Here is a 13546-nt window from a genome sequence, read left to right on the forward strand (position 1 = left end):
TCTATTCCAAATTCTTTTGTTAATTTATCCCTTATATTCAATTATCGGATATCACTTCAATCGTAATCCCTGCAAATACGCCATTTTAAATTCCCCGGCTCCGACAAATTCATTGTATTTAGGATCGATTTCATTTTCATTCATATTCAATAAGGTATTATATAATTTCATATATTGCCATTTGTACCGGCTTTGGTTTATCTTCGTTTGGAATACTCGCTCTGCCGTTTCTTTTCCTCCGAATACAAGAAAATATGATAATGAAATATCAAAGTCCTGCTTGATGCCGTATTCGATAATTTCGTCCGGCGATTTACAAAAGACATCGAACAACGGAAGTACCGTATCGGTAAGGTTTTTTTATATTTCAGAAACTGTCCGTGCATAATTGGTTTTTGCAAGATCCCATGTTTTATATTCAGGGCCGAGGATATAGCAAAGCTGTTTTCCCCAAACTATTCCGGTGCAATATTCGTTTTTATAGGCTTTAATATCAAATATTTTTACGGCTTTTGAATACACAGTGATATGCGGAATGATGGTAACGGAATTTTCATCATTATAGTGTGAGGATTGAAAATACAGCTGCAACGTAATATCCTTATTCGGTTTTTTTGAAACGGTTTGTCCTTTTTGGACCGCTTTAAATCCATGCGGAATTAAGACCTCCGCTATCTCGTTGCAGCCCTTTAAAAACAATGCCCTCGGTTTTTCACTCATAAAATACACCCTCTGTATCGTTCAATATATGTACCGATACTTTTAAACTTTATCATACTCATGGTTCGTCCGTGCTATACAACAACATATCTAAAACATTACCGGTTTTAATTAGAATAATCACCAAACGCTCGTAAAATCTGAAAATTGAGATATATTTTTTAGAAATATATCCTCATAGTGAACTTTCGTATTTTTGATGCGTATAAATCCAAAACCTGTATCATCATGAGGATAAGCAATAAATCCTAATTCATCAAAACCAAAAAAACAATGCCCGTCAATTCCTTCATCCATCATCATTAATAAAGAGAACATAGATATAATATCATAATCCGTAGTGAGAAATTTTTTGAATCCTAAAGATAAGCAATTATCATTATCATAAATAGAAGCACTAATTGTTCTTATATATCCAAAATCAATTAAATATTTTTCTATGTATTTTATGTAATTGTTTATGTTGCTGTTATTTAGATTATATTCTTTTACTTTGAAAACATTAGAGACTATGATTATATTATTTGTATATTTTCTAAAAAAATGCATAAAATACCTGACTATTTTATTTGCACGAAAAATAGTGAAAGGTTTATTTCTTCTGCAATATCCTTTCCAGCCTTTACTATCGGTATAAGAATTCAAATTTACCAATTCTTGAATATTAAAATTTGTGTTATTCATTATCGTGTTCATCTATCTACTTTCTATACCCCGCATCTACTTGTATCATCAAGATAGGCGAAACAATCATAAATCTTCCATCAGTTTTTGGTAATACTTCTCTAATTGTTTTATATTCCGTGCTCTTTTTAAAGAATCGGCATCATTTTTATCCGTATAGGTCAGCCATTTATTATATAAGTCATATAAAATTTTCTGTCCGGTTTCGGTTAAATCGAGATTCGTATATAAGAGTTTTATCATTCGGCCTTCTCTGTCTACAGGATTTTCCTTTATCAGCTTTTTTTCATAGGCAAAATTAAGAAATGTAAGATTTTCTTCATATAGTTTATAAATGGTTCCGGGATAGCCTCTATAACTTTGAAATAAAAATCCTATATCAATGACCACTTCTTTTAGAAAATATAATTCACGATAGACATAATGTATGATTTTTTCAAGGTTCTCCTTATCTTCAAGATTTGTAACTTCAATGAATTGATAATACTTCCAATTAAATAAATTTATCGTTTTAAAACAAGGCAGTATATTCTCCGTTTTTTCAAAAGTTGGTGCATAAAGGACATAAAACTTTTCCTGATACAGCACTCCGATTCGTTTCCCCGACACAAGTACAATATACTCTTCAAAAATAGCCTCCAGTGAAAAATTATTTATTCCTTTGCATTGTTTTTCCATATATTGAGCAAATTTTTTAGTAGTCATTTATTTCCTCTCTCCTAATCCGAACATAAGCCATATCCGGTTCTAATGTATCAAATTATACACGATTTTACGGTATTTTTCTATCCTTTAAAAAGCGTAAAAACAGCTATTCTTATTATAGAAAAAAACGATTAAAAATGATATAATATAAACAATATTTAATTGGTGAAGGGCTTTTACATGGCAAAAGAAACAAATACTTTAGAAACTGATGTTTCTTTAACTGTTGCATTTTAAGGAAGGTTTATTTTCAGCCGCTAAAATGGCGCGGCTGAAAAACACGTCAAGTTTGCTTTGTGCAAACTTGCGGATTATATGTGCGCATTCTGCGCACGAATGCAACAGTCTCCAAAATTGATATTTTGTTCGACTGTTGCATTTTAAGGAAGGTATGAAATGGCACGATACGAACTTGGCGCAATTTACGAAATAGATGCAGGCGAAAAATCCTATTATGCCCGCCTTTTAAATTGCGATTTATACGGAGTATTCGCCCCCCTTTCCGGTAAAATATCCGAAGAAGCATTTGAAAATACACCATATCGCCTGTATATTTCTACCGGTAGCTATGCAGTAAAACGAGGCTTTTGGAAAAAGCTTTTTCCTTCGCCCGATAAAACGGATATTGAACGCTGGAGCCGCCCTCTGCATTTAGTTGTATTTACACCTTGGGACATTGAGGGGGCACTCAACCGTCGAACTTCATTTGACAAATGCGGCCATACTGAAATACTTGATGAAAAAACATATATTCAATGCCTTAAACAGGGCTTTATTTCAATCATTCAACCTATGTACGAAAAAATCCCTCAGTTCCTCAATAATTATTACGATGATTGGCCTGCAAGTGAAATTTACAGCGACGTTCTAACAGGAATCGGCGCGGCAGAATATCAACAAAAACAAATGAGCAATTTAAAGAAATTGGGATTTGATATTTATGAATATCAGCATAAGAGGGGCTAGGTAAAAACCATGGTAAAAGCATATCCGTTAATATTGGAAAATACGACCTTTGTAAGTCATTGTATAGTCGGAATATATCCGCTAAAAGATAAAATAGCGGTTGTTCACTGTGCTTTCAATCATGCCGATAAAGAAAAAAATAGTGCAGAAAAGTGCATATGGACTTATATCCTGCTCGATGTTTTTTCTAAAGATTTTACCGAGCATACTAAGAGCCATCTTATATATCATCAAGAAGAAATTGTCTATCAAAGAGATGCGGCTTGTTATATAAAAGATGGTAGATTCTTATTGAATACTAGAAAGTATAAAGGTCTTGATTCTTCAATATCAAAGCTGATAGAAATATCCGATACTAATCTCGTTGAACTCGGAAAATCACCTGAACCTATTGATAAAATATATAATGACGGTAAAACATATTACTTTGATGAATCTGAAATATATATGTTTTCACAATATATAATGGCATGTAAAAATAGTAAATCAAAAGAAATAATATGGAAGCTGAAATTAGGTTCATATCTTTATACTGAAGTAAAAGAAGAAAATGGTGTGTTATATTTTGGAACCGCCGGGCACGGAGGAAGGTTTTTTGCCGTGAATATAGATGACGGCAGTCTCCTTTATAGTTATAAAACAGGCGGAACTGAAAACTTTATACAGTATAAGGATTACATCTTGCTTGCCGATATAAAAAACAAGCCAATATTGTTAAATAAAAAAAAACGGTACGGAATTTAAAAAAATAGATTTTAATAATTTTCAAATTACAGCAGATCAACAAATGATTGTAATTGATGATACTTTGTACACAATAGCTTTTAATGATAATACAGTTTATGCGGTATGCACTGATTTAGTATAATTAATATAAGGAGAAATAAAATGCTTACATTGAAAGAATTAATTAAAAATCAAAAAAAATTTAATGAAAGCTTCTTTGTGGAAGTTTCGAGTAAACTATGGAAAATTGGAGAAATAGAAGAAATTAAAAATCAAACCGATGAGGATTTATTCCTTTTTCATATTGCCGTTAACATCATCGGAAATTGGAAGGGAGATGGTTGGTGGGAATTTATCTGTAATTATCCGCAGCTTATCCGTTATGTTCCTGACACATTGGCAGCATTAAAATTATCCGATATGAAAACAGCTTTTGAAAACGTGATAAAATGTTTCCCTGAAAATACGGTTTTTGAATATTCGAGCACCTATGTAGATACGGTCAATTTTCTTCAAAATGTCAGATTCAAAATAAGCGATACATATTTAAATTCGATTCCTGCAGATAAGAGAAAAGAAATGTCCGAGGCGTTACATAAAAGCATTGACGACCTTGAATCCTTGACGGATAAACGCTGGGCTTATGATGCAAAAGATGACGGCTGGTCGGATGTAATTAATTTTATCGGAGAAAAGGAATAACAGAGAAAATGATAATGCAGTATATCGGAGAATTAACAACATACGGTTACGGAATGGCTATTATTCCTATTGATTTGCTTACGGAATATCTTGCTTCAAAAAAATGCAGGGCAAAGAAGCTTTTAAGCTATCTGCAAAAGAACTTCGAGCTTTTTCTGGAGCTTGTAGAAAAAGGCAAGCTTGTCCCATTTTATCGTATCAATTCTTTTGAATATCATATATTCGCCTCTATAAATGAAGAAACTGTCATACCTAAAGGATTTAAAGAAATATGCAAGTTTGAAAAATTTTATCTTGAAGTGGGCGATTTAAATAAAATATGTTTTTCCTGCTTCGATGATTTGGACTATGATTTTGAAAATATCAAAAAAAAAATATTACAGATCACACGGAATATATTAAAACCGGTCCGAAAGAAATTATGGAGCCGTATAATTATCGTTTAGGTTTTGATATACCCAAAGGAAAATATGAATTCGATCTTATAGGCTTGGAAAAAATAGAGAAAACTGAAAGAGAAAGCAAGAATTATGGTTATGCTTTTGTGTTCAAAAAGAATGAAAATGCCGTAAATAATAATTTGACAAAATGTGATAATGAAGATGATACTTATAAATTTAATGTACCGAAAAAAATACATGAATTATTTAAAGATTAAAAGAGAGGTGCTTAACACTTCGAGAAATAGGTAAACAAGGATTTAATTATGATAACAATCGGAAACATCGGAAGATTTGAATCTATACCGCAAATTTTAAACGATGTACTAAATGAAAATATTTCTGCATTGGAAGAACATCTATTAAACGGGTGGAAGCTTAATAAAGCAATCAGAGTCGGCAAATACACCGAACTCTCTCCTTTGGATTTTGCATTGATAATGGAAAAATTTCAATCTATAAAATGGCTGACGGAAAAAGGAGCAAACCTTAATGTAAAGGAGCATCCAAGTTTTCTTCTCGCAGTGAGATATTGTAATGAAGAGGTAATAAGGTTTCTTGTTTCCCATGATGCAAAGATAGATGTAGTAAACAATGTAGATTCGGAAGCTTTTTTAGAAGCGTACTATGGTAAACGCTTTGACAATTTTTCGATTATACAAGAACTTGGGCATACCGCAGCTAAATACGGCGGACAGCTCTTGCGTCACGCGGTTTCTGACCGTAATTATAAAACTCTGGAATTTCTAATTGAACACGGAGCAGATATTAATTACAATAAGTCCGATATGGTATATTCCAATCAACCGACTCCATTGTGTGTAGCTGCAAGATATGTTGATTTGGAAATGTGTACATTTTTAGTAAAGCATGGAGCGGACGTTACGATTGCCGAAAAAAACGGAATGCGTCCATATAGCATAGCCTTGGAAAAAGGCGATGAGGAAATGCCAGAATATTTTAAATCATTAGAGCCTTCCGAGTTTCATCAAACACAAAATAAATTAGATGAATTAAAACCGTATAAATTGCCAAAGAGAATAATTGAATTTTTAACCGGTGAAAACCTACACTTTGATTTAGCGGATTCCGACTTTGGATATATTGAGTTCTTTAAACTGATTGATACTATTCCATTTAAATTCGGCCGACAAAAATTATTAAGACTTTCCCGCTCTCTCGGAGATTACAGTCACATTTATATTGTGTGGAACCCGAAAACAAAAAAGATTGCAAGCTATGATATGGAACATGAGGAGCTCATCGATTTGGCAACCTTTGATGATTTTATAGAAGATATGACAAAGTATATGAACCGGATTTTTGAATAATAACTGATAATGAGAAAAAAGCTTAATGAATATAAAATGCATAGACAGATATTTCTATAATATAGATGAGGAGATGATAGATTGGGGCGATTAATTTTTATTTTACTGCTTTCCGTTTCAGGACTTATTTTTTTAGCGGTTATCTTCGGAATGTATATTTATATGAAACGAACTATTTCCGGTGGAAAATCATTGATGGAAGAAGCAGTAAACGAACAGACCGATACTACAAAAATGGCGCTCAGTGAGTTTTTAGTATATGCATCTTCGATACTTGGGGCGGTATTATTTGCCTTACAGGTGATAAAAAAGGGAGGCTCAGGATTTTCTAATTTGGCAACATATATTATTTTGCCTCCGGTTATGGCTCTCTTTAATGCACGAAAGCGTACCGGAAGAAGTATTTTTGTGTTTGTGGCTGTCGCAATATTTTCACTTTATACGTTTTTGGTATATATCATAATCAGCGTTCCGGTGAAGGCTCCTGTTTTTACGATTAACAACACAAAGATTAAGATGGCATATACAACTGTTGCCGATATAGTTGCGGACGGATTCGATATTTATGTAAAACAGGCTAATCCTTCCGGCAGAGATTATAAAAAACTGCTTTCTTGTGGTGCTTTTAAAAAATATCCCGTTGATCGGAGTATTCTCGTTGAAAAAGGATTCCGAAGAAATAATACTGCTATACCTTATGCTCATTATCTTCTTGTAAAAGACGGCTTTGTGATCGGGAGCATCGGTCTTTACGGTCATAAAAAAAAGGATACGGTATTAGAAGACTGTAAAATCATTCATTTAAAACTTGATGAATACTGCATTTCCGATGCAAGAGCAAATTCAATTCGTTATTGTCTTGATGATGTTGAGCTGCTCGTTCCATTGCAACAAGAAATATTGCAAAAAACATTCGATAAAAAACTGTGGTTAGTACCGCCAAGAAATACGAGAGACATAACTCAGCTGCACTACGGTATTAAATGGTCAACCGGAAGCGATCATCTCTTTTGGAATGAATACTTTGCTTATATTCATTTTAATGAAAGTAATGATATGACCGACTTTGAGATTTCAACCGAAATAGCACGTGATTGGAATGAATAAGAAAACTCATTCGTTATAAATAAAAACCCCGACGCAAAACATCGAATCTTGCGAAATCTCCGCTCTATTTTAAGAGCTCTCCGTATCTCTTAGCCGTAGGATTCTCATTGCTTCTTGGGCTATCGTTTTATTTGTGTCATGCGTCATTTTTTTCAACAAATCGATGGGCAATTTTTTGTTTCTGATGATTGCAAGGCGGATCGAAAAGTCGGGGTCGTTCATCAGTGTTTCAAAAATATACCGGTCGTTTTGGTTTTTCATCGCAACGGTGAAGCGAACGTCCGCATTTTCGTCTGTACATAAAAGACGCAAGACTTCGGCGGGAATATGTTTGTTGTGAACGAGCCACGCTTTTTTTTCGGGGTAATGGTGCAATATTTCGCCGATGACAGCGGGGGACAGCTCTTCGGTTCTGGTTTTGTTGTTGTCTTGAATGTTATCGTTTGCGGCTAAGTGCAGGTATTCTTGTATGGTATTGATCATAGGTGTCCTCATGCGATTGTTGATTCTCTTTATAATTTTTTTGCGGTAGTGTTTCTGCAAACTCAATATCATTTCTTCCAGTATGATAAGCGATTCGAAAGATACAAAAATTATAGTCTGCATGCCAAGCGTAATCCGAGACTACCTGCATGAAAATCGGGAGTATAAAAGAGCCTGACCGGCAGCGCTGCGTTATATATATCGGTATCTATACCGCCGCCCCGATAGGTCGGTAAGCTGACCGTATGTGCAGGGTTTACGTCGTATTCTCCGTATCCGAGGGTACCGTCCGTTACGGCAGGAATGGTGATCATCGTAAACGATACGCCGTTTACCGTATACGTCTTACCGGTAGGCAGTATGTCTGCATTTTCGGCATTTACACCGGCACTGCCGCCTGTCATTGCAATAAGCACCGCTCCTAAAAATAATGTTTTATTCAATTTTCTTTCCTCCAAATATATTTATATTTCGGTTTTATAATACTGCTTTACCACAGTCTCCTTTCCCAAAATTACCTTCAACATTTTGTAGAATATTCTACATTTTTATTGTATCACTCCAAACTTCATAGAGCAATTAAAATAGAGTGATTAAAATAGAGCAATTTTGATAACGCACATTGTCTTAAGATGATAACATGTTAAGATAATGTGCGTTTTTATATCCGTTAGAGCAGTTAGCAAGGGCGTTTTTACCAAAGATACATGGTCTTTTTAATTTTTCATGAAAAGTAACTTTATGCAAGGAAGGGAATCTGTTTGTAAAATTGAAAACTGATGGCATAGTTGAATCGCTTCAATCTCTACAAGGGTTGTTTTTGATGATTTGATGATTCTCTGTTGTTAGACTGTTATAGAGTCGGTTTGGAACTTTTTAAGTTTCTGAAATGCTCTATTTTTTTGAACAAAATATTGAGTTTCAGCATTACAAATTAAAAATAGGATACATCATATCATCCTACTAAGTTATCTATCATTGTAGTTACAACAATGATAGATAACATCTATGAGCCAAGTATGATGCAAGAGACTGTGAGAGAATAATTTATAAAAGCTCTTGACAAAATAACAGATAAAAGATATTATAAAAAACCGAACGGTCGGAATTTAATAAGAAGGTGTATCAGCTATGGCGAAAGAATATAATGCAAAGGCTACCATTGAGGCTATTTTATCCGTATCAGCGAAGCTGTTTTTACAAAAGGGATTCGATAAGACCAGCATGATGGATATTGCAACAGCTGCCGGAATATCCAAGGGGGCTATTTATCATCATTTTAAATCGAAGGATGAAATTATCAAATCTGTTATGGAGAAGCAGGAGCAAAGTGTAAAGGGTACAATAGAAAACTTTATGGAAGAGACCCGGTTTTTGAGTGGAAAAGAACAGTTGCAACTTATTTTGGAGAAAAATATCGAGAATCAGGAAGCACATTATTTAGATGATGCAATGAGTGTACGCATGAAAAGTGCAGAGTTTGTCCTATCCTACATGCAATCTTGTGTCAATAAGGATTCTAACTTTGTTTCAAAAATTATTAAGAAAGGAATACAAGATGGCTCTATCGTTACAGATTTTCCGGATGAATGTGCGGAAGTTTTTATGCTATTGCTCAATGTGTGGTGTGATCCGGCTGTTTTTGATTGTGATGGTGAGAAGTTATCCTCGAGACTCGGATTTTTACAATATATGATGAAGTCGATAGGCATCGATGTATTATTCAGTGATGAACTTATTGAAAAATCGTTGGAGCTATTGCAAAAATTATATCCAAAGGAGGATAAGACCGATGAATCATCATTTCATTATAGAAACAAATAACCTTACAAAAACTTTTGGCGGTAAGGAAGTAATTAAAGGTTGTAATATGCATGTAGAAAAAGGTACGATTTATGGTTTTTTAGGTGCGAACGGAGCGGGGAAAACAACGGTATTCAAACTTCTCTCAGGACTTCTTACACCGACTATGGGAAAATTACAAATGTTTGGAATAGATAATCTTTCAACACCGAGTGATATGTTATCACAGATTGGTACTTTGATAGAAACTCCCATTTTTTATGAACATTTGTCGGCAGCAGAAAATTTGCGTATGCATCTTGCCTACATGGGCAAGGAAGGTGGGAATGTAGAGGATGTCTTGTCAAAAGTCGGATTAAAGGATATTGGTGTTCAGCCGGTATCTACTTTTTCCTTGGGAATGCGTCAGCGTTTAGCGATTGCAAGAGCAATTATCCATAAACCACAACTATTGATTCTGGATGAGCCGATTAACGGACTGGATCCTATGGGAATTAAGGAAATGAGGGACTTATTTTTGTACCTTGCAAAAACAGAGGGTATGACATTACTGATTTCCAGTCATATTTTGACAGAAATAGAGCATATTGCGGATACAATAGGGGTCATTGTCAACGGAACGATAGTGAGAGAGGTCTCGATGGATAAGGTGAAGGTAGAGTATCCATCAGGTCTGGAAGAGTATTTTATGGATATTATGATAGGGAGAAAAGAAAATGAAAACGCTGATTAGATTGGAATTAAAAAAGAATAACATCAACACTTATATCTTAGCGGATATTATCATAGCGATTACGATGATTGGTTTCCTTTTCCTTTTTGCATATGCCCCTTTGATAGAGCCGAATGATAAAGACATGGCAATTTTTGCAGGATATGATAATCTTATTTCTCTATTTTGTGTTTTTAACATGGCAGTATTTTGTGTGATGTCTGCAGTGATGTATTGCAGGTTTGTTATTGAAGATTATTCGGGTAAGCGACCTATTTTACTTTTTTCCTATCCGGTCAGTCGAAAAAAGGTTGTGTTATCCAAACTTTTGATTGTGTGTGGATTTACGATTATATCAATGGTTATCTGTAACTTTATTGTTTTTTTGATATTCGGTATCACTGAAAATTTCATTCATCTTGTAGGAAACAACTTTACAGTTTCTATTATCTTGAACATTGTTGAAAATACCATATTGATGTCAGCGATAGCTGCAACTATCGGAGTGATAGCAGTAGGAATCGGATTTATCAAAAAATCAGTGCCGACAACTATTATTTCTGCAGTTCTCCTTGCTTCGTTAATGTGTAATATTGTGGTAAATGCAAACCCTAATCGAGCAGCGATGTATGTGTTAGCAGCGGCAATGGTAATGATTGGTATCTTGTGTTCGATATTTTTGATGAAAAAAATAAATAAGATGGAGATTTTATAATGGAACAAAAAATAGAAGGAACAGTGGACAATTTTCTTGATAGAATGGCATCAGAATTATATTTGGGAAGTGTATGGTTTGGATTGTTGCTAATCCTTGTTGGAGCAGTGTTGTTATTCAAAAAAAGAAATTCAAACAATAACAAATTTGTTTGTTATGCTTGTATGGTAATAGGATTTCTCGCTATTGTAAGTGGACTGATGCAGATGTAATCCACTGAAAAAGGGGTTCTTGAATGCGTATCGGCTCTACATGAGACCAGACTATTTACGCTACAAGACAGGATAAAAGTATGTATATCAAAAATCGAAATTCCTATGCTTACAGTACGAGAAAATACTGAGAGAAGACGAATAGGGTAGTATAAGATGTTGAGAATACGAACAACAGGTTCTTCCAAAATCAACCATGCGGTTTATAATCTATCTTCTATTTTATATTATAGCTTTAACACTGCGATAAGTTCTTCCCCATCCGTATCTCCTGTTTCAACAAAACCGAATGAGCTATATAGTTTACGCGCAACTTGATTTTCAAGTTCATAAGACAACCAACAATATTCAGCTTTTCCGCAAGGAAAAGTCTTAACAAAATCAAGAGCCAATTTAACTGCTTCTTTTCCAAATCCATTGTTTTGATACGCTTTATCAATCATCAGACGCCAAAGATTATAATTTCCTTTTGCTATTTCAGGTGCATGAATCCAATAGTCATGAACATCAAAACCGATCATCAAAAATCCGACCGGTATTTCATTGGTATATATCCCGAATGGAAATGCATAACCATTTGCGGTGATTGCAATGTAGGCTTCAATGATGCTTATATCATTGGCAGCAACAAAGCTTTTCTGTGTTTTCGATACCTGCAGTTTCAGAATATCCCAAATGTTTTTCCCGTTTACTTTTTCCAAATGAAGCATGCTATATGCTTTATGACTTAAATTTATTCTGCAATATTAATTCCTTTCTTGATAAGTTTTTTCTTTGCTTTTTCGGAAATATAAATAACGGTGCCGTCAATAAGTTTTAAGTTTGGAAACTGTGCCAATTCCTCATCAGAAATAGACTTAATATCAAATAGATCATTCTCGCCGTCCCATTGCGGAATAAGCTGCATATTAATTTCATTTCCGCCATCAAGAAACAGCTGTGTTACCTTTGGGGCCAATTCAGCAGGAATTTCCAATTGCTGAAACCAGCTTTTTACTTCAGGTATCATTTTATCGTAGTAATCATCGGGATCTATTTCTTTTTTTGCATAATCATTGCAAAAATCATATACATCAAATTTCGGTTTAAGCAGTTCTTGTTTGTACATCAGCTCTTGGATAATAGCAAGTTTAAAATTGAGGTTTGTAAATGTCAACACTTCACCTTCCGTCTTTGGCAGCGCCCATTTACCGCTCGACACCCTCGGCGGTTTATACCAAAAACTTATATCCCGTATAGGTTCAGGTTCGGCACATACCAAATCGGCTATCTCATCGGTTTTTGATTTTCGTAAACGTTCCTGAAAAGATATTGCATTCAGAACCGAGTTTAATTTACTCGACAATGAACAATTTATTTTCCAGTTTCCCACTTTCATTTCTAAAAATATATAAGCATCTCTCAATGTTTTTTGAGGTATAGCTTCCAAAATAGTTTTACCGTTTATCGTAAAAATGCCGGGAAACACCTGCGTTGGATTTACATCGAAAAACGAAAATTTTACTTTTTTCTCCCATTCCCTATCTTCACATATTCTTATGTCTAGTTCGCTGATACATCCTTTGGAAACAAAACTTTTTACTCCCATATTATCCCAGATATATATTTCCTCTAAATCATCTTTACTTACTGTTCCATCAGTCGGCTTACGCAATACTTTTCTATATTCACCGAATTTCTCCGCAAGAATATCTATTGATAGGTTTTCAATAAACTCATCATTAATATACAAACCGTTTTTAGTTAAATTGATATGAAGTTTCTGTTGCGGCATAGCCGACTGTTTATCCTGTTTATTTGATTCCAAGTTTTTTATAATACTCATTTTATAACTCCTTACCATATAATATTTCTTTAATAGCTCTTATGTCAATTTTATACCATGTTTTATTAACATACATAAGCGCATCCCATAATTGGATTTTTAGTTCACTGTCATCACTATATCGTATTACTATTCTTAAATGAGGTGCAGTCATTTTAAACATCTTTCCATCATTACTCTCATCATCATATTTTGCAGTATTTAAAATATCCGTTATTGCCCTTATATCATCATGCTTAATTGTTCGTAAGGCTGTATCCGTATTATTGGAAAACTGCATTGATACAATTTCATCAGGGCTTATAATACATTGTTTTGAAATAGTCATAAAGCCGTCCTTTCCATCAGCAGATAGTGCAAAAGTAATGAATATAAATATACAAAATGCAATTACTTGTTTCATTCTTTCCTTTAT

18 protein-coding genes and 1 pseudogene are annotated in these 13546 nt (G+C 34.2%); 10 read left to right on the plus strand and 9 right to left on the minus strand.

Annotated elements, in window-relative coordinates:
• Positions 1 to 51: 51 nt before the first annotated feature.
• The 4 genes from GWP43_RS14770 to GWP43_RS06510 form a co-directional block, all read right to left on the minus strand.
• A complete protein-coding gene (locus GWP43_RS14770) occupies positions 52 to 333 on the minus strand; it encodes a hypothetical protein (protein ID WP_230978115.1) in 282 nt (93 codons plus the stop codon).
• A 27-nt stretch (positions 334 to 360) separates the two neighbouring features.
• On the minus strand, positions 361 to 720 hold the full coding sequence (locus GWP43_RS14775; protein WP_230978116.1) for a DUF4304 domain-containing protein: 360 nt from the start codon (positions 718 to 720) through the stop codon (positions 361 to 363).
• A 120-nt stretch (positions 721 to 840) separates the two neighbouring features.
• Positions 841 to 1416 (minus strand): hypothetical protein, encoded by a 576-nt coding sequence (locus tag GWP43_RS06505; RefSeq protein WP_162663483.1) that lies wholly within the window; start codon positions 1414 to 1416, stop codon positions 841 to 843.
• A gap of 54 nt (positions 1417 to 1470) precedes the next feature.
• Positions 1471 to 2109: a hypothetical protein gene (locus GWP43_RS06510; protein WP_162663484.1), complete on the minus strand. Its 639-nt coding sequence runs from the start codon at positions 2107 to 2109 to the stop codon at positions 1471 to 1473.
• Between the two features lie 396 nt (positions 2110 to 2505).
• On the opposite strand from GWP43_RS06510, the gene GWP43_RS06515 reads away from it, so the two are divergent.
• From GWP43_RS06515 to GWP43_RS06540, 6 genes and pseudogenes are all read left to right on the plus strand, one after another.
• Positions 2506 to 3075, plus strand: coding sequence for a hypothetical protein (locus GWP43_RS06515; RefSeq protein WP_162663485.1), 570 nt, complete (start codon positions 2506 to 2508; stop codon positions 3073 to 3075).
• Between the two features lie 9 nt (positions 3076 to 3084).
• On the plus strand, positions 3085 to 3819 hold the full coding sequence (locus tag GWP43_RS06520) for a LamG domain-containing protein (protein WP_230978117.1): 735 nt from the start codon (positions 3085 to 3087) through the stop codon (positions 3817 to 3819).
• Between the two features lie 144 nt (positions 3820 to 3963).
• Positions 3964 to 4503 (plus strand): hypothetical protein, encoded by a 540-nt coding sequence (locus GWP43_RS06525; RefSeq protein WP_162663486.1) that lies wholly within the window; start codon positions 3964 to 3966, stop codon positions 4501 to 4503.
• Between the two features lie 14 nt (positions 4504 to 4517).
• A pseudogene (locus tag GWP43_RS06530) lies at positions 4518 to 5161 on the plus strand (hypothetical protein).
• A gap of 48 nt (positions 5162 to 5209) precedes the next feature.
• Positions 5210 to 6274: an ankyrin repeat domain-containing protein gene (locus GWP43_RS06535; RefSeq protein ID WP_162663487.1), complete on the plus strand. Its 1065-nt coding sequence runs from the start codon at positions 5210 to 5212 to the stop codon at positions 6272 to 6274.
• A gap of 81 nt (positions 6275 to 6355) precedes the next feature.
• Entirely contained in the window at positions 6356 to 7381 is a 1026-nt protein-coding gene (locus GWP43_RS06540; protein ID WP_162663488.1) for a hypothetical protein, read from the plus strand.
• Positions 7382 to 7450: 69 nt separating this feature from the next.
• On the opposite strand, the gene GWP43_RS06545 is transcribed toward GWP43_RS06540, so the two are convergent.
• A complete protein-coding gene (locus GWP43_RS06545; RefSeq protein ID WP_162663489.1) occupies positions 7451 to 7864 on the minus strand; it encodes a HEAT repeat domain-containing protein in 414 nt (137 codons plus the stop codon).
• Positions 7865 to 7974: 110 nt separating this feature from the next.
• The gene (locus GWP43_RS06550; RefSeq protein WP_230978120.1) at positions 7975 to 8307 is read right to left on the minus strand and encodes a hypothetical protein; all 333 of its coding nucleotides are present in this window, start codon (positions 8305 to 8307) and stop codon (positions 7975 to 7977) included.
• 688 nt (positions 8308 to 8995) lie between these two features.
• Here GWP43_RS06550 and GWP43_RS06555 point away from each other — a divergent pair.
• The 4 genes from GWP43_RS06555 to GWP43_RS06570 are packed head-to-tail and all read left to right on the plus strand — an operon-like array spanning position 8996 to position 11306.
• Entirely contained in the window at positions 8996 to 9688 is a 693-nt protein-coding gene (locus GWP43_RS06555; RefSeq protein WP_162663490.1) for a TetR/AcrR family transcriptional regulator, read from the plus strand.
• Entirely contained in the window at positions 9657 to 10400 is a 744-nt protein-coding gene (locus tag GWP43_RS06560; RefSeq protein WP_162663491.1) for an ATP-binding cassette domain-containing protein, read from the plus strand. The genes GWP43_RS06555 and GWP43_RS06560 overlap by 32 nt, the downstream gene beginning before the upstream one ends.
• Positions 10384 to 11094 carry an ABC transporter permease gene (locus GWP43_RS06565; protein WP_162663492.1) on the plus strand — a complete coding sequence of 237 codons (711 nt, stop codon included), beginning with the start codon at positions 10384 to 10386 and terminating at the stop codon, positions 11092 to 11094. The genes GWP43_RS06560 and GWP43_RS06565 overlap by 17 nt, the downstream gene beginning before the upstream one ends.
• The gene (locus GWP43_RS06570) at positions 11094 to 11306 is read left to right on the plus strand and encodes an LPXTG cell wall anchor domain-containing protein (protein WP_162663493.1); all 213 of its coding nucleotides are present in this window, start codon (positions 11094 to 11096) and stop codon (positions 11304 to 11306) included. Before GWP43_RS06565 ends, GWP43_RS06570 begins: the two co-directional genes overlap by 1 nt.
• A 227-nt stretch (positions 11307 to 11533) precedes the next feature.
• On the opposite strand, the gene GWP43_RS06575 is transcribed toward GWP43_RS06570, so the two are convergent.
• Genes GWP43_RS06575 through GWP43_RS06585 form a run of 3 tightly spaced genes read right to left on the minus strand, consistent with a single transcriptional unit; the run spans position 11534 to position 13534 of the window.
• On the minus strand, positions 11534 to 12016 hold the full coding sequence (locus GWP43_RS06575; protein ID WP_162663494.1) for a GNAT family N-acetyltransferase: 483 nt from the start codon (positions 12014 to 12016) through the stop codon (positions 11534 to 11536).
• A gap of 23 nt (positions 12017 to 12039) precedes the next feature.
• Positions 12040 to 13131, minus strand: a complete 1092-nt coding sequence (locus tag GWP43_RS06580) for a DUF6892 domain-containing protein (protein WP_162663495.1) — start codon at positions 13129 to 13131, stop codon at positions 12040 to 12042.
• Position 13132: 1 nt separating this feature from the next.
• Positions 13133 to 13534, minus strand: a complete 402-nt coding sequence (locus GWP43_RS06585; RefSeq protein WP_162663496.1) for a hypothetical protein — start codon at positions 13532 to 13534, stop codon at positions 13133 to 13135.
• Between the last annotated feature and the right edge of the window lie 12 nt (positions 13535 to 13546).

The organism is Treponema vincentii, from assembly GCF_010365865.1.
Classification (GTDB): domain Bacteria; phylum Spirochaetota; class Spirochaetia; order Treponematales; family Treponemataceae; genus Treponema.

Coding starts and splice junctions, on each gene's coding strand:
- GWP43_RS14775 (WP_230978116.1), bottom strand. CDS start 720: ATGAGTGAAAAACCGAGGGCATTGTTTTTAAAGGGCTGCAACGAGATA.
- GWP43_RS06505 (WP_162663483.1), bottom strand. CDS start 1,416: ATGAACACGATAATGAATAACACAAATTTTAATATTCAAGAATTGGTA.
- GWP43_RS06510 (WP_162663484.1), bottom strand. CDS start 2,109: ATGACTACTAAAAAATTTGCTCAATATATGGAAAAACAATGCAAAGGA.
- GWP43_RS06515 (WP_162663485.1), top strand. CDS start 2,506: ATGGCACGATACGAACTTGGCGCAATTTACGAAATAGATGCAGGCGAA.
- GWP43_RS06520 (WP_230978117.1), top strand. CDS start 3,085: ATGGTAAAAGCATATCCGTTAATATTGGAAAATACGACCTTTGTAAGT.
- GWP43_RS06525 (WP_162663486.1), top strand. CDS start 3,964: ATGCTTACATTGAAAGAATTAATTAAAAATCAAAAAAAATTTAATGAA.
- GWP43_RS06535 (WP_162663487.1), top strand. CDS start 5,210: ATGATAACAATCGGAAACATCGGAAGATTTGAATCTATACCGCAAATT.
- GWP43_RS06545 (WP_162663489.1), bottom strand. CDS start 7,864: ATGATCAATACCATACAAGAATACCTGCACTTAGCCGCAAACGATAAC.
- GWP43_RS06555 (WP_162663490.1), top strand. CDS start 8,996: ATGGCGAAAGAATATAATGCAAAGGCTACCATTGAGGCTATTTTATCC.
- GWP43_RS06560 (WP_162663491.1), top strand. CDS start 9,657: ATGAATCATCATTTCATTATAGAAACAAATAACCTTACAAAAACTTTT.
- GWP43_RS06565 (WP_162663492.1), top strand. CDS start 10,384: ATGAAAACGCTGATTAGATTGGAATTAAAAAAGAATAACATCAACACT.
- GWP43_RS06570 (WP_162663493.1), top strand. CDS start 11,094: ATGGAACAAAAAATAGAAGGAACAGTGGACAATTTTCTTGATAGAATG.
- GWP43_RS06575 (WP_162663494.1), bottom strand. CDS start 12,016: ATGCTTCATTTGGAAAAAGTAAACGGGAAAAACATTTGGGATATTCTG.
- GWP43_RS06580 (WP_162663495.1), bottom strand. CDS start 13,131: ATGAGTATTATAAAAAACTTGGAATCAAATAAACAGGATAAACAGTCG.
- GWP43_RS06585 (WP_162663496.1), bottom strand. CDS start 13,534: ATGAAACAAGTAATTGCATTTTGTATATTTATATTCATTACTTTTGCA.